Source organism: Stieleria marina, assembly GCA_007741555.1.
In the GTDB taxonomy this organism is placed as follows: domain Bacteria; phylum Planctomycetota; class Planctomycetia; order Pirellulales; family Pirellulaceae; genus K23-9.
The window spans coordinates 5,222,273-5,244,402 of record CP036526.1 but is presented as its reverse complement, the minus strand read 5'-3'; the positions used below and the strand labels follow the sequence as shown (position 1 = coordinate 5,244,402).

Annotated in this window: 14 protein-coding genes; 5 read left to right on the top strand and 9 right to left on the bottom strand. The window is 54.6% G+C overall.

Annotation, left to right across the window (positions count from 1 at the left end; all coding sequences use genetic code 11):
- Positions 1-258: 258 nt before the first annotated feature.
- Positions 259-5,490 (bottom strand): PAS domain S-box protein, encoded by a 5,232-nt coding sequence (locus K239x_RS18495; protein WP_145419683.1) that lies wholly within the window; start codon positions 5,488-5,490, stop codon positions 259-261.
- Positions 5,491-6,073: 583 nt separating this feature from the next.
- Between K239x_RS18495 and K239x_RS18490 the strand changes: the two genes are divergently transcribed.
- Entirely contained in the window at positions 6,074-8,026 is a 1,953-nt protein-coding gene (locus K239x_RS18490) for an ATP-binding protein (protein ID WP_145419682.1), read from the top strand.
- 16 nt (positions 8,027-8,042) lie between these two features.
- Here the strand turns inward: K239x_RS18490 and K239x_RS18485 are convergent, their stop codons facing one another.
- Positions 8,043-9,245 carry an endonuclease/exonuclease/phosphatase family protein gene (locus K239x_RS18485; RefSeq protein ID WP_145419681.1) on the bottom strand — a complete coding sequence of 401 codons (1,203 nt, stop codon included), beginning with the start codon at positions 9,243-9,245 and terminating at the stop codon, positions 8,043-8,045.
- A gap of 422 nt (positions 9,246-9,667) precedes the next feature.
- Between K239x_RS18485 and K239x_RS28810 the strand changes: the two genes are divergently transcribed.
- A complete protein-coding gene (locus K239x_RS28810) occupies positions 9,668-9,835 on the top strand; it encodes a hypothetical protein (protein WP_419189138.1) in 168 nt (55 codons plus the stop codon).
- A 12-nt stretch (positions 9,836-9,847) separates the two neighbouring features.
- Positions 9,848-10,177, top strand: a complete 330-nt coding sequence (locus K239x_RS18480; RefSeq protein ID WP_145419680.1) for a hypothetical protein — start codon at positions 9,848-9,850, stop codon at positions 10,175-10,177.
- Positions 10,178-10,308: 131 nt separating this feature from the next.
- Here K239x_RS18480 and K239x_RS18475 read toward each other — a convergent pair whose 3' ends face one another.
- The 4 genes from K239x_RS18475 to K239x_RS18460 form a co-directional block, all read right to left on the bottom strand.
- On the bottom strand, positions 10,309-10,749 hold the full coding sequence (locus K239x_RS18475) for a hypothetical protein (RefSeq protein ID WP_145419679.1): 441 nt from the start codon (positions 10,747-10,749) through the stop codon (positions 10,309-10,311).
- 298 nt (positions 10,750-11,047) lie between these two features.
- Positions 11,048-12,529: a catalase gene (locus tag K239x_RS18470; protein ID WP_145419678.1), complete on the bottom strand. Its 1,482-nt coding sequence runs from the start codon at positions 12,527-12,529 to the stop codon at positions 11,048-11,050.
- Positions 12,530-12,551: 22 nt separating this feature from the next.
- A complete protein-coding gene (locus K239x_RS18465; RefSeq protein WP_145419677.1) occupies positions 12,552-13,781 on the bottom strand; it encodes an AI-2E family transporter in 1,230 nt (409 codons plus the stop codon).
- Positions 13,781-15,421: an ABC1 kinase family protein gene (locus tag K239x_RS18460; protein WP_145419676.1), complete on the bottom strand. Its 1,641-nt coding sequence runs from the start codon at positions 15,419-15,421 to the stop codon at positions 13,781-13,783. The genes K239x_RS18465 and K239x_RS18460 overlap by 1 nt, the downstream gene beginning before the upstream one ends.
- 288 nt (positions 15,422-15,709) lie before the next feature.
- Here K239x_RS18460 and sbnA point away from each other — a divergent pair, with 288 nt between their 5' ends.
- Complete coding sequence (sbnA, locus tag K239x_RS18455; RefSeq protein WP_145419675.1) at positions 15,710-16,780, top strand: 2,3-diaminopropionate biosynthesis protein SbnA; 1,071 nt, start codon at positions 15,710-15,712, stop codon at positions 16,778-16,780.
- Positions 16,777-18,468, top strand: a complete 1,692-nt coding sequence (locus K239x_RS18450; RefSeq protein ID WP_145419674.1) for an FAD/NAD(P)-binding protein — start codon at positions 16,777-16,779, stop codon at positions 18,466-18,468. The genes sbnA and K239x_RS18450 overlap by 4 nt, the downstream gene beginning before the upstream one ends.
- Before the next feature lie 218 nt (positions 18,469-18,686).
- Here K239x_RS18450 and K239x_RS29055 read toward each other — a convergent pair whose 3' ends face one another.
- The 3 genes from K239x_RS29055 to K239x_RS18435 form a co-directional block, all read right to left on the bottom strand.
- Positions 18,687-18,851, bottom strand: a complete 165-nt coding sequence (locus tag K239x_RS29055) for a hypothetical protein (RefSeq protein WP_473163542.1) — start codon at positions 18,849-18,851, stop codon at positions 18,687-18,689.
- Positions 18,852-19,214: 363 nt separating this feature from the next.
- Positions 19,215-20,585 (bottom strand): sigma-54-dependent transcriptional regulator, encoded by a 1,371-nt coding sequence (locus K239x_RS18440; protein WP_145419673.1) that lies wholly within the window; start codon positions 20,583-20,585, stop codon positions 19,215-19,217.
- Positions 20,586-20,677: 92 nt separating this feature from the next.
- On the bottom strand, positions 20,678-22,033 hold the full coding sequence (locus K239x_RS18435) for a sensor histidine kinase (RefSeq protein ID WP_145419672.1): 1,356 nt from the start codon (positions 22,031-22,033) through the stop codon (positions 20,678-20,680).
- Positions 22,034-22,130 lie beyond the last annotated feature (97 nt).

The following is a 22,130-nucleotide window of genomic DNA, read 5'->3' as shown; positions in this document are numbered from 1 at the left end:
GCGTACGTCTACTTCATATCAAAGCTAAAAGCGTGCCGAGATGATGCGAAATGCGTTCTTGAAATGATTGTTACTGAGTTTTGACTGGACCAAATTGCGGGAAAACAACCTTTGGAATTTGCGACTCGATTCGCCGCACAGCAGGCCGCGTCCGCTCGATTCGGGTTTCTCGTCAGGCAGAAGAGCAGCAACTTCTACGCCTGTGACGTCGCATCGCTTGGGGGGGGGCTTGTCGACGTGTCAGATCGTGAGTTGTTTTCACTTCAGAAGCTTGGCGACGCGCCGTACTAAATCGTTTGCATCGACGGGTTTGGCGACAAATTCTGTGCAGCCGACACTCAATGCTCCGTTGATTTCTTCCGTGGTAGCACCTGCCGTCAGCGCGATGATCGGCATCGTGTAAGCTTCGCCACGAAGTTGCCGCGTCGCTTCACGACCGTCCAGTTCTGGCATTTGCATGTCCATCAAAACGCATGCGAATTGCCTTCCCTGGCTACCCGCTTCGCGAACAGCTTTGACCGCCTCAGCGCCGTTGGTCGCTTCGACGACTTCGGCTCCAGCACGCGTCAAGAATCGGGTGGTGACTAACCGAACATCACGAGCGTCATCGGCGACCAAAATTCTCGCATCGATCATCTCTAGCTTCTCGATTCCGGTATCTTTGGGACGCAGGTCACTTGCGCTCGCTTTGACAAGTTTGTCGGACGGCTTGATTGGGAGCCAAAGCGTGAATTCGCTTCCTTCACCCTCGACGCTTCGCACAGTGATATCGCCGCCAAGCAATTTGGACAGCCGTTTGCTAATCACCAATCCTAGGCCCGTTCCTTCGACGCCGACCATTTTGCGATCGTGAACCTGGGTGAAGGTTTGGAACAGTCGGTCCAAGTTCGAAGGCGAAATGCCGATTCCCGTATCGATGACACGAAACTCGATACGGTTCTTTCCTTCTCGGTTCAACCCGACTACAACCCGAACACTTCCCGTAGGCGTGAATTTCAATGCGTTGCCGATTAGGTTGACCAAGATCTGTTCGACTCGCGACCGATCGCTTTGCAGCCGCTGAACGATACTGCCATCAAATTCAAAGTTCAACCAAACGTCCGATGCTTTGCTGCGATGCCGCATCAATTCGCTAATGTCCGACAGCATCGAAAGCAATTCAAAGCGAGTTCGTCGGACTTCCAGTTTGCCGGCCTCCACTTTGGAAAGGTCAAGAATGTCGTTGATGATGCGGAGCAGGAACTTTCCATTTCGGATGACGGTTTCCAAATTGCCCGGGTCCACCTCCTTGCCTTCGCGGATATCACGCAGCGTCAGATCTGCAAAACCCAAGATGGCTGACATCGGCGAACGAATTTCGTGACTCATGTTGGTCAGGAAATTGCTCTTGGCTCGACTGGCATCTTCCGCGGCAATCCTGGCCGCCTCCAAGTAAGCTTCAGTTTCCTTGCGACCTGTTACATCGGTCATGTAGATGGCCGCGCCGCCATCGACCGGGAATACGCGGACGTCATACCAACGGCCTAGTTTCTGAGAGTAGTACTCCGTCGTCTCGGCGCGACCGGATTCAAGAACTCGATCGAGTGTCGAGATCAATGGCATCTGCTGGCTATCACCAAAAAAGGAACGGTAGTCAGTGCCAATTGCTTCGCTGACATCAGCTGACAGACGTTGCGACGACGCGTTGGCAACCTGGATCACCCCTTTGTCGTCCAAGCTAATGAAAGGGTCTTCGGATTGCTGAATGACTTCCGTGATAATGGCTCGAGAGGCGGAGAGTTTTTGCTCGGTCTGTTTACGCTTAGTGATATCTTCGACTAGCGAGATGCAACAGTCAGGTGAGCCATCCGCGTTGCGACGCAGGGAGGTCGTCAAGTTTGCCCAGACAATGTGGCCTTCGCGGTGAAGGTACCGTTTCTCCATCGAATAGCCTTCGATCTGACCACGCTTCATCTGCGTGAACTGAAGCTCGTCGTTGTCGAGGTCGTCAGGATGTGTCAGTTCTTGAAACGTTTTCTCTTGCAGTTCTTCCCACTGATACCCAAGAATGTTCAAGAGTTTTTCGTTTGCTCGCAGCCACCGGCCCTCCAGTCCAATGTGAGCCATTCCGACCGCGGCGTTTTCAAATGTGCTGCGGTATTCCAGTTCGCTACGATGCAGTGCTTGGTTGGCTTCGACAATCTCCGTCACGTCGGTTTGTATCCCGACAAAGTGCGTGACGCAATCGTTGCCGTCGGTGACCGGCGTGACAATCAGGTCGTTGTAAAACGTGGACCCGTCGCGGCGATAGTTCAAGATCGTTACACGGCAGGATTCTTTCTTTGCAAGGGCCTGACGAATTTTTACGATATCGTCGGGATCCGTTTTGGGGCCTTGCAGGAATCGGCAGTTGCGTCCCGTAATGTCCTTGGGATCAAATCCGGTCAGTTCCAAGAAACCCTTATTCGCGTAGACGATCGGCATGTCTTTTTGCATTGCGTCGACGATCAGGAAACCGCTCTTGGCAGCATCGATTGCTCGAGTCCGCAATCGCAATTGTTCTTCGGCGTTTCGGATGGCCGTGACGTCGTACAACGTGATCGCACCGGCAGCGACGCGTTCAAATTCATCCAAAACCGGTGTCGCGCGAATCAACAACGTCAGCTGTCGATTGCGAATCTCTAGCGGCAGTTCTTTGGCGGCGACTTCACCCTTGCGAGCCAGTTCTCTCACCAAGTTTTCGCACACTTTGTAAGCCGCCTCAGGCAAGACATCGGCTAGTTCGACGTTCCTGTCGACCTCCAGATCAATCCCAAACAGCCGCGTTGCGCCGCGATTCCAACTGGTGATTCGACAATCAAGGCTGACGCCGATGATCGCATCGGTGCTGTCTTGGACGATCGACGTTAGTTTGCGAAGTTTGTCGGCTGTGTCTTTGACGCTGCGCAGATTGGTCATCGTCAACGTCACGCCCGAGCGATCCCGGTACGGCGAGATGCGAAGCAGGATCGGGTCGCCCCGTCGATCACTGGTTTCGCGTTCCAGGACACTATTTGTTTTATGAGCCTCCGTGACAAGTTCGACTAGGTCAACGCTATCCAAAGCGTGCCGATAGCTGATCAGCGATTCGCCTTCGGCGTCTTTGCGGCGGATCAATAAGATGTCAGCTGCAGCCGGAGTGACTCTGCGAATCTCCATGTCGTTGTCGACCAGGACGATTCCGATGTCACTTTCACGCATGACATTTTCAATGTCCCTCGTCGTTTCGGTCAACAACTGCATGCGCCGACTGCTCTCGGCGTTGGTGGTATGCAGCTCTTCATTAACGCTATGCAATTCTTCGTTGGTGCTTTGTAACTCCTCGTTGCTACTAGTCAGTTCTTCGTTGCTTGACTGGAGCTCTTCGTTCGTCGTCTCCACTTCCTCGATCGTAGCCTGAAGATTTTCGCGAGTGAAATCCAGCTCCATTTCCATCAGCCGCATTCGTTCGGTCGCCATCGAAAACGCATGCGCCGTGGTTGCGTCGCTCGTTTCTTCGGCTGATGACGGCACCAAATCCTGCGCCGATGAATTACTGGCTTCTGCCTGCGCGTCGATAACGAGGTCACCATTGGTAATGGCAGACGGAAAACGATTTAAAGAAACTAAATCGCCGAACGTGATCAGGAAATGCTTTTCCGATAGCGTTGTGTGGTGGAACTCTCTGAAGCCAATGTCTAAATTTTGCCCTTCGAAGATGACCGATTCGGAATCCTCGCTGCGTCCGTTGAGTTGCATCCGCTGAAGGGCGACGGCGATGGGCATCCGTAACGGTTCGACAAGGATTTCTTCCAACACGCCCGTGATCCGGCCTGCGGCAATCGCGATAAAACGGCTGGTGTCACCAAAGATTTGCAGCGGATGCATTGATTCATCCACCAGCACGCTGGGAGGTGCGTACTGCTTCATCATCTGATCATACGAAGCGATCAGCGCGGCCGAAGGTGCTTTGGTGGATCGCGGCCGGATTGACATGGTCGCGTTGGTTACTGGGCGCTGGCGTAGCTTTAAATCCAGTGGAAGTCGCGTTTCGCGTTCCTTTTGAAAGATGCGCCATTGTTTGTCCAGCGTCGCAAAATCATTCAACAAATCACCCGGCGTTTCGCTGGGGCCTAGCCAGAGAACGCCGCGCGATCTCAGCGCGTGCGCAAACATTCCCAAGACGCGGCTTTGAGCTTCGTCGACCAAGTAGATCAGCATGTTGCGACAGGTGATCAAGTCCATGTTCGTGAACGGCGCGTCCTGCAAGACATCGTGCCTGGCAAACACAATCGAATTGCGGACTTCCGAGCAGATCTCGAACCCATCAGGATGCTTGGACAGATACTTGTCGCGAAGTTCTTTGGGGATCTCGGTCAAAGAATCTTCTGGGTACACCCCGCGTTGGGCAAACCGGATCGCATCGGGGTGAACGTCGGTCGCGAAAAGTTTGATATTGAAATCAACGCCCGTATTGGCTCGTTCTTCGTGGACCAGCATCGCGATGCTGTACGCTTCTTGGCCGGTCGCACAGCCTGCGATCCAGCATCGAAATGCGTCTTCGGTCGTCTTGCTGGCCAGTGCTGTTCGGATGCAGCGTTTGGACAGTCGCTGGTAGCCATCGGGGTCGCGAAAGAAACGCGTTACACCGATCATCAAATCATCTGCCAAACGCGACAGTTCTTCGTCGTCGGAATCAAGTAAATCGATGTACTGATCAAGCTGGTCGATCTTCGACAGCATCATGCGCCTTGCCAGCCGACGGGTGAACGTGCCGTTTTTGTACTGACCAAAATCGACGCCACAAGCTTTTTCCAAACGCTGAAAGACGGCCGCTAAGTCATTGCGACGAATCTCAGGTGCCATCTGCTTGACCACGTCATCAATCGACGTTCCGCCGATATAGCTGACCACTGATTCGGCAACTTCGGCGACAGGTGCGACGACATGCACGCAGCCGGTCTTGATCGCATTGAGCGGCATGCTGTTAAACTGTGCACTGTCTTCATCCTGGCTGAGCACCAGTCCTCCGACACGATGGATTTCGACGATGCCTTCGCTCCCGTCGCTGCCGGTGCCAGACAAGATCATTGCGGCGACACGCCGCTGCGGCGAACCGGCCCGTTCGCATTCACTGGCAAGTGAACGAAAAAATTTGTCGATCGGAAGATTCAGCTCGCCTTCGTCTTCACGGTCGTGCAGCTGCAACTGGCCATCATTAACCACGACGTGCTTGCCAGGCGGGAGCAAATACACGGTGTCACGCTTGGGCGTCTCCGCTTCGGTCAGCTGAACCGTCGGCATCGATGTGCGCCGCGCCAGCAGCTCCGTCATGTGGCTTTGGTAGTCCGGCGAAAGATGCTGGACAACGACAAACGCGGCGCCCGTATCGGTGGGCAGCTGTTCAAAGAGTGTCTCCAAGGCGCTCAGGCCGCCCGCAGACGCGCCGATCCCGACAATTGGGCTCAGTCGCTGTTTTTCGGTTTCATGCATAAGGCGGCTTCATATCCGGCAAAGATTACGGAAAACCTACCTACCGCATTAAAGTCGTCGGAAAGGTGGTCGGTGTCAGCACGAACATTCAGTAGCCGCCATGGGTACCCAGGCTCGGTGTCGCATAAGCTTCAGAGAAGCTCCGCGATCAACAGTAAGATCACCGAATTGTATCGAGCTGTCAATTTGCAGTGCAAGATCTGGCACGGTTTTTGTAGGGTTCTGTTCGGCCGATGATGCACCCGCCTTGTCGAAATTGATTGGTCGGCCGCCTCGCCCCGAAACGAGCGACCCGAAACACGCCACAGAAAATCGACATGCCTTTGGTTGAATCGAAAGCTTGCCTAGAATCATGGTTCAGAAACCAAGTCTCTTTCGATCAGCCTTAAAAGGTAAGGAGTCAGCGAGGGAGAACCTGCCGGCACCTAGGCTCTGGCTAAACCATATGTCGCTTCGCGGCTGTGATTTTGCAATTGATCCACCGCATCGCAGGAATCTGGTTTGAATTCGCGGCTCTTTCCTTCAAAAATCCGTTAGTTTCTACGCACCGAATTATCTCTCTACACATCGCCATTGAATCCCAGTGAAACCCCATAGCACCGCCGAAGAACGCCTCAGGTTGGCAGTTGCCGTCGCGCAGATCGGTATCATCGAATTGGACTACCTGAACGACATTGCAGTGGCGGACGACAAAGCCGCAGAGCTATTTGGATTGGCAAGTGGACAAACACTGTGCCGGGACGATGTCCATCGACGATTTCACCCCGAAGATCTGGCGGAAATCGAACGCCGCGTAGAGGAGTCGCTGAAACCGGACGGAAAAGGTGAATTCCAAATGCAACACCGCGTCGTTCACGACGATGGACAAATCCGGTGGGTCGATATCCGCAAGCGGATTTTCTTTGACGATATCGATGGCAAGCGTGTACCCGCTCGGGGAATGGTGGCGGCGATCGATATCACCGAACAAAAAGAGTCGGAACATAGACTTCGGTCGGGAGAAGACCGATTGCGAATCGCCGCCGAGACGACGGGTTTTGGTACGTACGACATCGGCGCGGGAAGCGAGCAACCGGTGTGGTCCGATCAGATCTACCGTATTTTTGGTTTAGAACCTAACGTGCCGCTCACGCGTTCGGCAATGTTCGAACAAGTGCACCAGGATGACCGCAGCCACTACCGCGAACTGTTTCAGCGGTTGATCCAAAAAGACGCCGACGAGAATTTCAAACTAGAACATCGCATCGTGAGACCTAATGGCGAGATCCGGTGGGTCATCAATTCGGGTTGTGTGTTGAGCGAACGCGGACGAGCAACCCCGACACGCGTCGTCGGTACGATGCAGGACATCACCAACCGAAAGCTTTTTGAACAGTCGCTGAAAAGTGCTCGCGATGAAGCCGAAAAAGCAAATCGTTCGCGGGGAGAATTTTTGGCGAACATGTCCCACGAAATTCGCACGCCCATGGCAGCGATCATCGGGCACGCGGACATTTTGCGCGATCACTTAAAAGACCCTGACAATATCCAAGTCGTCGAAACGATCCGCCGCAACGGCAACTTTCTGCTGGGTATTTTAAATGACATTCTGGACCTTTCCAAAATCGATGCCGGAAAACTGGAAGTGGAATTGCAGCCGGCTAGGCCAGACGAAATTGTCGCCGAAGTTCGTTCGTTGATGGATGTGCGGGCCGCGGAGAAAAAGCTACCGCTGAAAATTGAATTTGATGGCGAGATCCCCGAGATCATTCAAACCGATGCGATCCGAATGCGTCAGATCTTGCTCAATTTGGTCGGAAATGCGATCAAGTTTACGGACGATGGCGAAGTGAGGCTGACCGTTCGCTACGAAGGTGATACCAATCGTCTGTTGTTCCAAGTAGTTGATACGGGAGTGGGAATCGATCCCGAGGATCTGGGGTCGCTGTTTGATCCATTTGTCCAAGCTGACAATACATCGACGCGAACCGTGGGAGGAACCGGCCTGGGATTGGCCATCTGCCAACGACTAGCGAAAGCGCTCAGCGGTGAGGTGGATGTGGAGAGCGAGCAGGGTGTTGGAAGCAAATTCACGCTATCGATCGCGGTGTCCGAAGACGTAAGGTTGGTCAAACCCGATCTGAGTCTCAGTATTTGTTCGTTCGTTCCGCAAGGTGAAATCGAACTATCCGCTCGCGTGTTGGTCGTGGACGATCGACGCGATATTCGTTACTTGGCGCAGCACTTTATCGAACGTGCCGGCGGCGAAGTTGTCACGGCAACCAATGGGCAGGAGGCCGTGGATTTTATCACGTCGGACGAATCCGAAGATGTCGATTTGATCGTGATGGATATGCAAATGCCCGTGATGGATGGCTACGATGCAACAAGCAAACTTCGAAGCCAGGGTTACAAACTGCCCATCATCGCTTTGACAGCCAACGCAATGAAAAGCGATCGTGACGCATGTCTGGCAGCGGGATGCACAGACTACACCACCAAACCTCTCGACAGCAAATTGCTGATCGGAATGATCGATCAGCTGACTCGTTTGTAGATTCAGGAAGCGAATCTTAGGTTGCCGACTTGGGCTCCAACTCGCTTTGTCGTTTTAATTCCTTGACGGCTTCACCATCAAGGCTTTCGTCTTCGGCAGCCCGTTCAATCCGCGTGTCGATTTCTTCCGCGTCTGACTCCTTGTTGGTCAGAACATCATGCCGATGGCTTTCTGATGGTGTGTGTCGCAGGTCAATCAAGATCGGGAAGTGGTCGGATCCGACAAAGCCCAGTCGCTCCACGCGGCTGACCGTGAAGTGAGGCGAGTGAAAGATATGATCAAGAGGAAAACGCAGGAACCAATGATTGGCGTGAAAGCTATTGAAAAAACCGCGGCCGCGTCGCGGATCCAACAGTTCGCTGGTCCGCAAAAACAAACGCGTCGTTTGCGACCAAGCGACGTCGTTTAAGTCGCCGCCGATGATCACTGGCCCTTGCGCGTCGGCCAGTTCGGAGCCCCATAGTGTGAGCTCCGCATCACGCGCCGTGGCGTCGTTGTCGCGGATTGGTTCTGGGGGCCGTGGATGGACGCCGACAAATCGAATCATCGTGCCATCGTCCATTTGTAGTTTGGCATCAATCGACGGCACGTCTTTTTGGACCAAGTGTCGAATTTGGTGATCGATGATCGGCAACCGTGACAGAATCATCATTCCGTACCAATTGTCCTGTGGATGAATGATCCGGTAGGGATAGCGGCTGGCAAACTCCTTTGTCGCCTGAACCCATGCGTCATCAATTTCGACGACCAAGACGATGTCCGGATCTTCTTCGGTGATCGTAGTTATCCACAGAGCGTAGTCATCGTTCTCCATTTCAACATTGGTCATGACCATTCGTATCGTTTGGTCATCGGACCAATGGCTGACGTTCAACGAAGCGGGCGTGTCGGCCGATTGCTTAGGCAACAGCGGCGTGTAGGGGATGATGCGGAATCCGTGCCAAGCCGTCAGGAATACAACGATCGCGACGATCGGCCAAGTTCCCAATGCCAAATCGGGGCCGTTTGCATCGGGTGCGGTCGCTGAGCGCGCGGCCGCATATTTCACCGCGAAATAGAGCGCTGTAAAAATCCAGCCGAGCACGACAATCTGCACGCGCGGAAAATCCCACGCTCGGACGAACCAGTGCGGATGATTGCTTAGATTCAGCAGCGAGCCGCATGCTAACAGCCCCATCAAAAGGGACAGCAAAGCGGCGGCGAGTTGGGCGATGTGCATCAAGATCAGCGGTTTTCGCAAACTAGGTCATTGACGTTCGCTGCTTGACTAAGCTGCGAAAACTCGGTTCTCATCGCTCCGCGGATGCTCCAGAGGGTTCGATTCTTCAACGGAGTGAATCCGCATCAGAGCTGCGGACTGCGGCATTGTAAACCAACGCCGCTCGCTCGCTAACCGAGCATCGCTGCTGGGCGACTGATCATCGCCGGGCGCTAACTGAGCACGCGCGTCCGTGTTTTGCCGGCTGCAAATCTGCGAATTTTTTGCCGCGGCGAATTCCTTAGGCCAAATCTCGCTGAAGTGGGCTGCTAGTGAACGTTACTTGTCAGTCAACCTTACTTTGTAGAACTCTGGCATGGCAAATGCTGGTTAGGGGCGGAGTCTTCACCAAAATTCTAATCCAGCCAGCACGGAGCAACCAAATGCATTCAGAAACACTTATCCGAACCAATCATGGCGTGTCTTATCCGTTCGTCGGTATCAAGCGAGTGGAGCAAGCGAAATTGAAAGCGGCTGATGACCAATCCGCTGACGATGCAGAGGGACTGGTCACCACGCAGGATCGACTCTCATTCGTAGAAGGCCACTAGAGGAGTTTGAAAATGGCAGGGTTTGCAACGACGCTTGAATACTTCGGCGGGCCGCTTGACGGGCTGAAGATTTGGGCCAAAAAGAAGCGTAAGATTGTCATCCACACGACTGAACTGCCGGGCTTGTCGCCAAGCCGATTGGCGCGGATCTGGTATCGCTTGATCGGTCGCGAGCAGCCGTGGAACGCGGGTAAAGTGGAGGCTGTATACCTGCTAGGTCGTCGCCATGGACTGCACGGCTATTTGCATATCGGATCGGGACGCGAAGCAGCTATCAAGGCGATCGCGATGAGCAACTCGACAAGTCCAACGTCGAGATCATCCACTCCTGAGACTCGCTAGAGGGCTGTCGGAGTCGCGGAGTCGTTGGTTTCCACGCAAACCACTCACGACACGGTTTCCCGTGTCGTGCAGCACTTGTGCAAAGGCACGTCCTGTCGCTGTATCCCTGTCGGTTGGTTGCGAACGATGGCTTAAAACCAATTGCGATTTCGCATTTCGGCTTTCCGGCAGGCGCTGGAGTAGAGCGTTGTTGCCAGAACGCCCAATCCGAAGCCGAACATCACACCGGCTAGCGAACTTTTGACCGGAGCTTCGTCGATCTCGTAGCGGACTCGGTCAATCACGTCGGTGGCACCTTCGGTGATCGCTGACACCGCGGAAGCACCTTGAGGTGCAAATTCGCTGACGACTGAGCGAACTTCTTCCTGAGCAGCACTGACCTTCTCGTTGACAAAGTTGGCTAGGTCATTGACGGTCTGTTTGCACTCCAGTAGTTCAAGCTGGTCAATTTCAGGCCAGCGTTCCACGATCGCCGTGTAGACGCGGTCCCAAGCTGATTGGTTGTCAGCAGCGTACTGGTTTTCGACAGCAGATGAGGTGCTGGCAGCGTTATCTTCGGTTTTCGTCGACATGATCATTCCTTTGGATGGGTTGTGTCTCGCACGCGGTATCCACATAAACGATGCCGCGGGGGTTAATGTTGATAAGAAGCAATCGCCGTACCAATCCAGCGAATCTAATCCAGCCCTGGACTATCCGTTGCCCATCTGCCACGGCACTAGTCAGCACTGGATTACCCGCGTGACGCTTTGTGGCAGTCGAGCACCGAACGTTCGTTCGCACACAGGCGTCAGCACGGGAGGGGCTGGACGCGAGTATCTGGACGCGCGAAACGTTGCTTATCTTGCAAAGGCAAATTGCCGTTGTTGCCTACGCAACTGGCAGCGGTTCATCGGCGGGAGTATCAAGCCGGCTCTCTACCCCAGCAGCGAACTCGGGGTGCACTTTTGCGAACTGTTTCAACATTTTGTCGCGAATGCTTTGCGGACTATCTGCCATCGAATTGGAAATCGCGATGCACAGGCGTTCTCGGGCATCCGCGTCCAGCACATTGTTCCAGAAGATCTTTGGCTGGCCATAGTAATCCTGATCATCGCATTCAAATTCGTCATAGCGATCTCCGTCTCCGTGGACCGGCATCGGCGGTTCGATCGACTCGCCCGTTTCCTTTGGGCCGCCCATCTTATTTGGCTCGTAGTCCACGCTGCCGCCGCCGTTACCGTCGACTCGCATCGTGCCATCGCGGTGATAGGTTTCACACGGGCATTGCGGTTGGTTGACAGGAATCTGATGGTAATTGACACCCAGTCGGTAACGGTGAGCATCTGGATACGAAAGCACCCGATTCTGCAGCATGCGGTCTGGCGACAGCCCGATTCCTTCGACCAAGTTGCCGGGTTCAAAGGCGGCTTGTTCGACATCTTGGAAGTAATTCGATGGGTTGCGGTTCAGCTCGAATGTCCCCACCTCGATAAGCGGATAATCTTGATGCGGCCAAACTTTGGTCAGATCAAACGGATGCCACTTGTAACCGGCGGCTTCGGATTCGGGCATGACTTGGATGTGCATTTTCCACTTGGGAAAATCACCTGCGTCAATCGCGTCGAACAGGTCGCGGGTGGAGTAGTCAGGAGCCTCGCCGGCCAACTTGATCGCTTCATCGGCGGAGAAGTTTTCGATGCCCTGTTCTGTCTTGAAGTGAAACTTAACCCAGTGCCGGATACCTTCGCGGTTGTAGACGCTAAATGTGTGGCTGCCGTATCCGTTCATGAACCGAGCGCTCTTAGGCGTGCCGCGGTCGCCGTAGAGGAACATGACTTGGTGAAGTGCCTCGGGGACTTCACCCCAGAAATCCCACCGACGCCAATGGGGCTTTAAGTGCGATTGTGGCTCACGTTTTTGCGTGCGAATGAAGTCACTGAACTTCAGAGGGTCACGGATAAAGAAGATCGGCGTATTGTTTCCCACCAAATCCCAGACACCCTCGTCCGTGTAAAACTTCATCGAAAAACCGCGCGGGTCGCGAGCTGTGTCTGCGGAACCGCTTTCCCCACCCACGGTCGAAAAACGCGCAAACGTTTCCGTCCTTTTGCCGACTTCGCTGAACAGATCGGCCATGCAGTACTCCGTGATGTCATTTGTCACGGTAAAGGTGCCAAACGCGCCGTACCCCTTCGCGTGGACGACGCGCTCGGGAATACGCTCACGATTGAAGTGAGCCATCTTTTCCACCAAATGCACGTCCTGCATCAGCATCGGGCCGCGCGGGCCTGCTGTCTGCGAGTGCTGATTGTTATCGACTGGTCGCCCAAACTGTTGTGTCTGGAACGGACATTTTTTTTCTTGGCTCATAACTCTTCTTTTGTAAACCGGACTACACAGTAGATGGAAATTCTTCACTTAACTCTGGTTTGGGGGCCTCGGGAGCAGGTCTTCCCAGCATCGCGGATAGCGGTGACATCGCGTCCGTCTTCTGGCTGATCATCGTGACGGTGATCAAAATCGGTACCGCTAAGAACACGCCCATCATTCCCCACATCCAGCCCCAGACAACGACGGACAGAAAGACAAGCACAGACGAAAGTTCCATGGACTTTCCCAGCAGCATCGGCGTGATGAACTGTCCTTCGAGTGTTGTCAGGGTGAGGTACGTTCCGGCAACGATGAACGCGTACGATGCGTGGTCAAAATTTACAATCGCAACGAAGAAAACCATCGCGATACCGATCAGGGCCCCGACGATTGGGATGAAGTTAAGCAGCATGGCAGCGACACCCCATAGCAATGGCGACGGCATGCCAAGCATCCACATGGCAAACGCAATGCAGCAGCCAAGTCCTGCGTTGATCGCTGTGACCCACGCCAAATAACTGCTCAACGCATCTTGCACATTTTCGAGCGTCTCAATGAACCGGCGTTTCGATCCGAACGTCGGCAGCGCCGACATCATGTTGCAAATCAACGCGTCGCCTGCCGCCATTAGAAAGTACAGCAGCACGGCGGCGATCGAAATAAAAGAAACCAGGTTTCCTGTTCCCGAGATGATCGGCGATGATGTGGTCCACGCTGGCTGCTTGATTTGCACCGGGACAGGTTTATCTTCCGTTGAAACACTCTCCTCCTGAGCGGTTTTTGAAATGTCTTCGGTCGCTTCGTTAACCGTTTCCAGGTGGTCAAACAAGAACGACAACTTCGTTTTTACGTCCGTCATCGATCGAGGGACTTCCGCAAGCACGTCCTGAGCGGGACCGGACAAAGCGTAAATGCACCCGCCGACGATGAAAAACAGACTCAGCATGACAGCAGCCGCGGATACCCCGGTGGGAATTCCGATACGAGTGCTCGCTCGAATGATCGGACGTACCGTCAGATAACCAAATAGAGCGACAAAGACCGGCACGAATAGGTTTCGGCCGATGTACAGCGTGTAGGCGGTCAACAGGATTGCACACACCCAGATTCCCCACGCCGCAATGCCGACACGGGTGGTCAGCAAGTCGTGGTCAGTCGCCACTACCGTTTCCGCCGGGGAAATCGCCGGCGATCGCGATTCGCTGTCGGGCACGTCGGTTGGCTCGGGGACAATTTTGTGAATGGCATTCATCAGTGCTCGTCTCCGAACATCGCTTTGTAAACCAGTACTAAACCGATCGCGGCTGACATTAGGAAAAAGACGATGGCCAGCGTCGGGTACCCAAGCAGGGTCGAACCTGTTTCGACCCGCATGATTAGCGACGCAGCGACGATCATGGCAGCGACGATCAACCCCGACGTGATGCGGTTGGCAATCTTGCGCATGCCGGCCAAGAGAGCGACCTCGTCGATCGCGTCGACCTTGACGCGAAGCTGGTTTTCGGAAACCAATCGAGTGATCTCATTCATTCGTGACGGCAGATGGGACGCCAGTTCAGCAGAGTCCAGCGCCGCTGCCGCCATTTGCCCAACGCTCAATTGTTTGGAAGCACGGTCGGCGAGCAATTCATAGGTGTAGCCGCGAATCAGTGCTTTGGCGTCTTGTCCGGGATTCAGAGTTTCAAGTGTGGTTTCTAATTGAAGAAACGCTTTGCTGAGCAGAATCACCTCGAAGGGGAGAACGACTCCGTGTCGTCCTGAGACGTTCAAAAACTCAACGAGCGTGCGTCCAAGCGACATCGATTCGAATCCGCCGTCGTTCGGCGAAGCGACAATGCGTGCTGCCATGGTGCGAAACGACTTGGAGTCATAGTCGGCGTCCGTTTTAGCAATCCTGGCAGCGATCGTGGCGGCACGTTCGCCTTCTCCTTCGCTAAATGCCAGTAATAACGCGGCGATTTCGCGTCGCAGCATCGGTGGCAGATTAACGACCATTCCGCCGTCCAACAGACCAATCTTCGTCTTGTCGTGAAGAACCAAATTGCCAGGATGAGGATCCGCGTGGAAAAGTCCGTCAATCAAAATCTGCTTCAGATAAGCGCGAACGATCGTATCTGCGATCGCGGCCGTATCCAGTTCGTTCAAAACGACGCCGCTGACATCTTTGATCGCAGGCCCGCTCAAGTACTCCATCACTAACACGTTCTCGCAGACCATCTGTGGAATTGGTTGCGGGACGCGAATGTGTGCGAATTCTTTCAGGTTCTCGGCCAAGTGCTGCAGATGATTTGCCTCGAACCGGTAGTCCAGTTCGTTGATCAGCGCGTACTCAACCGCGCCGACGAGTGTGCAAAAGCGAAACTCCTTACCGATGTCCGTCGACTCGTCGATCTTAGCAGCCAGACGCTTCAGACTTCCTAGTTGCTCGTTGGCTTCATCAACGATGTCAGGCCGACGTACTTTGACGACCACCTCGCGACCATCATGCAACTTCGCTCGGTGAACTTGCCCAATCGATGCTGTAGCCAATGGACGTCGATCAAATTCGGCGAACAGCGTCGATGGTTTTGCACCAAGCCCGCCCGTAATTGCCGCTTCGATTTCTTCGATCGCGACCGATTCGACGTCGTCCTGAAGTCGACCAAACGCTTCAATGTATTCTGGAGGAAGAATGTCCTGCCGAGTGCTCGCGATCTGCGCCAGTTTAATGTAGGCGGCACCGAGTCGTTCAATGTCTTGGGCGCATTCCTCGGCAGTGCTGCTTTTCTCTGACGGCGAGCCAGAATCGCTAGTCCAGCCAAGTTGTTTGGCCAAATCGTGACGTCCGTGCTTCCACAGCAGAGCGGAAAGTTTGCCGTAGTGGGCAGTGTCAGCGGTAAGTGTTTTCAGCATTTTCCTTGCTCTTTATGTTCGGTGCGGACATCCCGCCGCACGGCTGTGTTACGCATCGTCGCTGGGGTGCGAACGGACGGTCAGACGCGGTGTCGACTTGAGGGAACACGCTAAAGGCAAGTGGTGTGCCAATCGCTCCGGAGCCGCAAGAACTCCGTTTCGTTGGTCGCTGAAAGGTCACGGTGGACGATGACCCTCCAATGTCAGAAGCGGTCTCGCTTGCTTTGCTTTGGCACGCCGCATGCATTGCGAGTTAGCCACTCAGCCCTTTCGCTCACGGACGCATCCATGATTGAACTAGACCTGCCAACGGGCATCGACCCACCGGGCATCGACACGCTGCGTTGGCCAACACGAACAGGCGTCTTGGATGCAATTGGCAACACGCCTTTGGTACGATTCGACCGTTTCCTGGGCCGCTCGGACATTCGTCTGTTTGCAAAATTGGAGTATGCCAATCCCGGGGGAAGTGCCAAAGACCGACCAGCGCGGTTGATGATCGAACAGGCACTGCGTCGAGGCGATATTCACGCTGGTTCGACAATCATCGAATCATCGTCTGGCAACATGGGGATCGGTTTGGCGCAGGCCTGCCGTTATCATGGTTTGAGCTTTGTCTGCGTCGTAGACCCGCGAGCTCAGTCGCAGAACTTGGAGATTATCAAAGCTCTGGGTGGACGGATTGAATTGGTGACCCTGCCTCTGAATGGTGATTTTTTGGCGGCACGTATCGCGAAGGTGTGCCAGTTACTTGAGGAGACGCCGGATAGCTATTGGCCGAATCAGTACGCCAATCCCGACAATCCTCGTTCCCACTGTGAGGGAACGGTTCGCGAGATCGACGACGCGTTGGGCGATGAGCTTGACGTTTTGTTTGTCGCGACCAGTAGTACCGGCACCGCGCAAGGGTGCCGCGACTATCTGCGTCAGCGTGGGCGACACGTCGAAGTCGTTGCGGTCGACTCGGTCGGCAGTGTCCTGTTCGGTGGATCATCAGGACCTCGAATGATCCCAGGCTTGGGCGCCGGTAAAGAACCCGCTCTGGCAAAAGGGCAGGCGTTTGATCGTGTCGCACGTGTTTCTGATTTGGACTGTGTGGTCGGTTGCCGTCGCTTGGCCCAACGCGAGGCCGTTTTGGTCGGCGGATCTGCTGGCGGCGTGCTTTTGACGGTCGACCGTATGAAAGAACAGTTGGCGGGCAAGACTTGCGCGGCAGTGCTCCACGACTCGGGAACACGCTACCTGCAAACTGTTTTCAATGATCAATGGGTAGCGGAAACATTGAATTGCTCATCGGAGCGATTGAAGCAACTCGTTAGCCCTTCCGTCCACCAGAGTCCCGTTGAGCCAGTCGCATGAGCAACGTTGTCACTAACCAGCCGACGAAACGAACTGCATCTTCAGCCGTCCGAGAAAAGACTCGGATCGCCATCATCGGCTGCGGTCCACGAGGAATGCAGTGCCTGGAGGCGCTTAGCCGAAAGATGCCGGCAGAAGTTTTGATGAATGTTGAGATCCAAGTTTACGAGCCCGCTGAATTTCCGGGAGCAGGCAGCGTTTACGATCCTCGTCAGCCGCACGAATTGCGAATGAATTTCGCGACACAGCACATCGACTTTTGGAAGACCGACCCCGATCAAAAGAAACAGCGGTCGACTTCCCTGATCGGCTGGCTAGCGAAGCACTACTCTGAGTTAGCAAAATCCGACCAGTACATTCCGCGGAGCATAGTCGGCGAATACCTTTCAAGCTGTTTTCAAACCGTCTTGGGGCGATTCGCCGAAAATCAAGTCACGGTTGTCCAGCAGCAGGTACGCAGCCTCGTTCCGTCAGCCAGTCGGTGGACGGTGATGACCGAGGATGGTCATTGCGAAGTCTTTGATCAGGTCGTCTTAACCACTGGACACGAAGGTTTGCGTGCATCGGAGCAGTTACAGCGAACTGATTCCTCCCAATTTGTTTTGCCCACGCAATCGCAGCTCACCCACGAAGCAATTCCGCCGCAGGCTACTGTTTTGCTGCGTGGTTCCGGCCTGACGGCGATCGACGCGGTGATGTCATTGACGGTTGGTAGAGGCGGCGCGTTCACAGAAACAGATGATCTTCCCCGTTACGTCTCCAGCGGCGAGGAACCGCTGCGGATCGATATTCAGTCCCGCAGTGGACGCCCCGGATTGGCGAAGCCGACTGCAGCTGTTGAACCGATCTTTGAAGCCTTTTGGGACAAATATCGTTCGCAGTTGGTTGCAAAAATGACTCAGCATGGTGAGTTGCACTTTTACCGCGACATTTGGAACGTGGTGATTGATGCCGCCGCTAGTTTTCTTAACCATTCCCGGAGCTCGTCAATGCCGCCGATCAATCGGTGCGAAGTTGACGTCTGGTATCGCGGTTGGTCTCGCTACGGGATGGATGGTTCAACCGCGTGCCAGGCGATGTTGCAGTCCTACCAAGTCGCAGGGGGCAAGCAGCCATTGGATATTCCGTTTGCACTCGGAGAGGCGTGGCGAAAACTTTATCCCGATCTAACGCAGCTAATTAGTCACGGCGGCCTGGCTGAAGGACAGTGGAATCGATTCGCAAAAATTGGTCGAGAAATGGAACGCATTTCTTTCGGTCCGCCGGCCATTAATGTTGGCCGGATGCTGACACTGATCGATCAACAGAAGTTGAATCTTGGCTGCTGTCGCGAGCCCGATTCCTACGATCGCGTGATCAACGCTGTCATCGCTGGGCCACACCAAGCTAAGACAGGTGGGCCAATCGCGGCGCTGATTCAGCAGGGAGTCGTTGCAGTGGATGCCGCGACGGGAGCCGTCAAAATCAGCGGCGATGGAATGGCAATCGGGCAACCGCTAGGAGCAGAAACGTTTGTGACGCCTGAGTCAACGCAATCCGTCGCCGAGCCACCCGTCCATGGACTAGCGGTATTTGGCCGAGCTACCGAAGGCTGGGTCGTTGGAAATGACACTCTGACGCGTACGCTTCACCAGCACATCGAACGGTGGGCCGAATCAGTTCATGTTCAGGTGATGGCAAACTGTTAAAGGCTCACCGCAGCAACGGATCTAATCGGGAATTTCGACGCCGCCCGCTTCGGCAACAACGCCTCGCGAGGTTGCTAGATGGGCAACGCGGCAAACCACTCCGCATAGGGCGTGTTTTTGATGAGTTTTCGGTTGTAGTCGACGTCATCTCCCCACCACGTTGGTCCTCGCTCTCCTAGAGCGACCTTGGCACGGTGCACTGCGTCGCGACCCGATCGTCAATCGGATTCGTCACCGGCCTGCAAAGCTGCTTTGACTGCGCGACGCGCTGCCATCAATTCATCGACTAGGCTCTGACGTACGTCCGGTTCCAAACTCGGATTGCTGCACCTCCAAAGCCGTCCGCGATGGACGAAATAGCGACCATCCGGGGTAACCGTCATAGGGAGACTCCGATTTTGCAATTCTCTGGTGTTGCTTTGAAAACGAAAACAACCGCGGCACACCAGTGTGTACCGCGGTCTAACCATGGTGCTGTATCACCACGGGATTTGGACGCGCCGGCTAAACATCCGCAAATCATCGCAGAATCCTGTCGTGACTCTGCCAACTTACGGACCGAGGACATTGCCAACGAAAAGACGGCTTGTGCCACTCTTTGCAAATGCCGCGCCATAGGCCGTCGAATGTCGCTTGAACGATGGACACAGTGCTTCGATCGTATGGATGTGATCGTGGCTGGTCGCTAACAGTTCAGTTCGGTCACTCGGGCGTCACTAGAAAGCCTTACGCGATGACGCCACGCGCTACGCTTCTTCCTGCTTTAGCTTGCGATAAATTGTCTTGCGATCCAGCCCCAGGATTCTTGCAGCTTGGGTTTGGTTGTTTTGGGTCGCAGCGAGCACATGCGCGATGTATCGGCGTTCAATTTCTTCCATCGACACCAGTTCGGCCGGGTCCAGGCCACCGATGAAGATGGTGCCGCTTTGGAAGTTGCTGATCTTTTCAGGCAGGTCTTCGATGGTGATCTTGTCGTATCGGGTCAGCGCGACGGCACGTTCCATCACGTTGCGTAATTCGCGAATGTTGCCGGGCCAGGAATAGCTGAGCAGTTTTTCGGCGACTCCATCCGCCATGCCATCGACCGATTTGTTTTCTGCGGTGGCAAATTGTTTCAAAAAGTGCTCGGCGATTCGTAGCGTGTCCGTCCCCCGAGAGCGAAGTGGCGGAAGCTCCAGGCCAATGACATTGATGCGGTAATAAAGGTCTTCGCGAAACCGGCCTTCTGCGACGGCGGTTTCTAAGTCGCGGTTGGTGGCCGTTAGCACGCGGACGTCGAACTTGGTTTCTTTGTCACTGCCGACCGGGCGGATGGTGCGTTCTTCAAGTGCTCGCAGCAGTTTGACTTGCATCGACATCGGCATCTCGCCCATCTCATCCAGCAACAACGTGCCCCCGTCAGCTTCCAGGAACAATCCGCGTCGCTCGCCCCTCGCGTCGGTGAAAGCTCCTTTGACGTGCCCGAACAATTCGCTCTCGAGCAACGTTTCGGTCAGGGCAGCACAGTTGACGGCGACAAACGGTTTGTTTGCACGACGACTGTGCGTGTGGATGGATCGCGAGACAAGTTCCTTGCCGGTGCCACTTTCTCCCGTAATCAACACGGCAGCATCGGACTGAGCGACGCGATGGAGTTGATCGTATAGTTTCACCATCGCGGGACTCTTGCCGATCATTTCGCCAAACGAATGAGATTCGTCGGTCGAACCTTTTAGCAAACGAACCTGTTCGGTCAGTTGGCGATGTTCGATGGCGCGATCCAACGTGATCGCCAGCAAATCCATTTCGATTGGTTTGGTGATGAAGTCGTACGCGCCGCTTCGTATCGCCGTGACTGCTGTATCAAGCGTGCCGAACGCAGTCATCACGATCACGGGCACGTCGGGCCGCGATTCAGTGAGCTGTTGGCAAAGCTGCAGTCCGCTTGTCCCAGGCATTTTGACATCGGTCAGCACGACATCGAAGTCTTCGTGATGTATCGATTCCAAGGCATCCGCCGCGGACGTGCACCAGCGACTGTTCAAACCGCGTAGCCGCAAGTCCGTTTCGATCAACTCGCACATGTTTGGTTCGTCGTCGACGATCAAGACGTTGGCGTTGGACAATGGTTTGTTCATGATTGATGATCTTGGTAGCCGGAATCGCCTGCCTTGGGGCATTTCAGTTTCAGCACAGAACTCTGGCTGCGCTGGTCACGTGATGCTTCGAGCTAACCCGCAGCCAATGATGGCAACTGAACGCTAAAAGTTGTTGATTGCCCGGGACGGCTGTGGATTTTGATCTCGCCACCGTGTTCCTTGACAATTCCGTAGGCGATCGACAAACCCAACCCAGTTCCCTGGCCGACGTCCTTGGTTGTGTAGAACGGCTCGAAGACTCGCTTGGCCTCGGTTGGCTCAATCCCGACTCCCTCGTCAGTCACCTGAACACAAACTTGACTTTGGTCGCGTTCTACCGCGACCATGATGTTTCCACCGTCGGGCATCGCTTGGATGGCGTTGGTAATCAAGTTTGTAAGCACTTGTTGGATTTGCGTCGCGTCGCCCTTGATTTGGCAGGGAGCGTCGTCCATCTGCAAAGAGATTTTGCACGACGATTTTTCGGCCAGGGTTTCCATCAGTTCACAAGTATTTCTGGCGACATCCTTGATGTCGATGGTAGTGTGTTCGGACGTCGACTGTCGGGCAAAGTCCAGCAATTGCCGAATGATCATCGTCATTCGCTCGGCTTCGGATTTGATTGTCTTTGCGCTCTGACCGACTTCTTCGGGCGATAGCTTTCCGCTGGCAATCAAGTTGGCTCGGCCGGCCACCACATTCAGCGGTGTTCCCATTTCGTGCGCCATGCCCGCCGCCAGTGTGCCGACGGTGCCCAATCGGTCAGTGTGACGAATTGTGTTTTGTTGTTGTTCAATTCGCCCACTCATTTGACTGATTGCCATCGCGAGTGATCCGAGTTCATCATTGCTGGTCAAAACGGGCGGCTGCGAAAGTTTGCCGTCGCCGATTTCGTGCACTTGATCGATCAGCTTTTCGAGTGGCTTTCCGACAAGTTGGACACCTCCGAAATAAATCACGAGTCCCGAAAGCATCGCGACACCTAACAGGGAACAGAGTGATGCGACTAGCGAACCACGGATAAAGCTGTCGTGACTCACCAGCGACTCGGTCACTTCGACGCCGCCTGCATCGGATCCGTCGATCACGACGGGCACAAACGTGTGAGCGACGTGTCCACCGTCTTCGTCCGAAACCGATATGCGTGACACTTTTCGGGTCGTAAGCCTCGGTGCTTCCCGTGTCTGGATGCCATTGACCCAGCGTAAACGACGGCCGGGGACGTACTGCGCCGAAAACTCGACCGCCTCTTCAATGGTCACGACTCCGCCGTCGCGAAACGCATTATTGATGGCCGGCGTGATCGCTCCGACCACGTCATCGGCGTGTTCGGCTCGTCGTGCTTGGTCGTGATCCTGCTGTCGGCGGATGGTTTGCCATGAAAACAGGGCGACAATGCCGAGCACGCCCAGCATAAAGATGAGAATCAGTTTGGCGGCGAGTTTCATAGTTGATTGACGGGGGTTTCTGCCGTGGCCGAGGTCGCCAGACCTGGTGAACTAACTCCATGCGGGCGAACTCTGGCGGATCCGGAACGCAAAAATG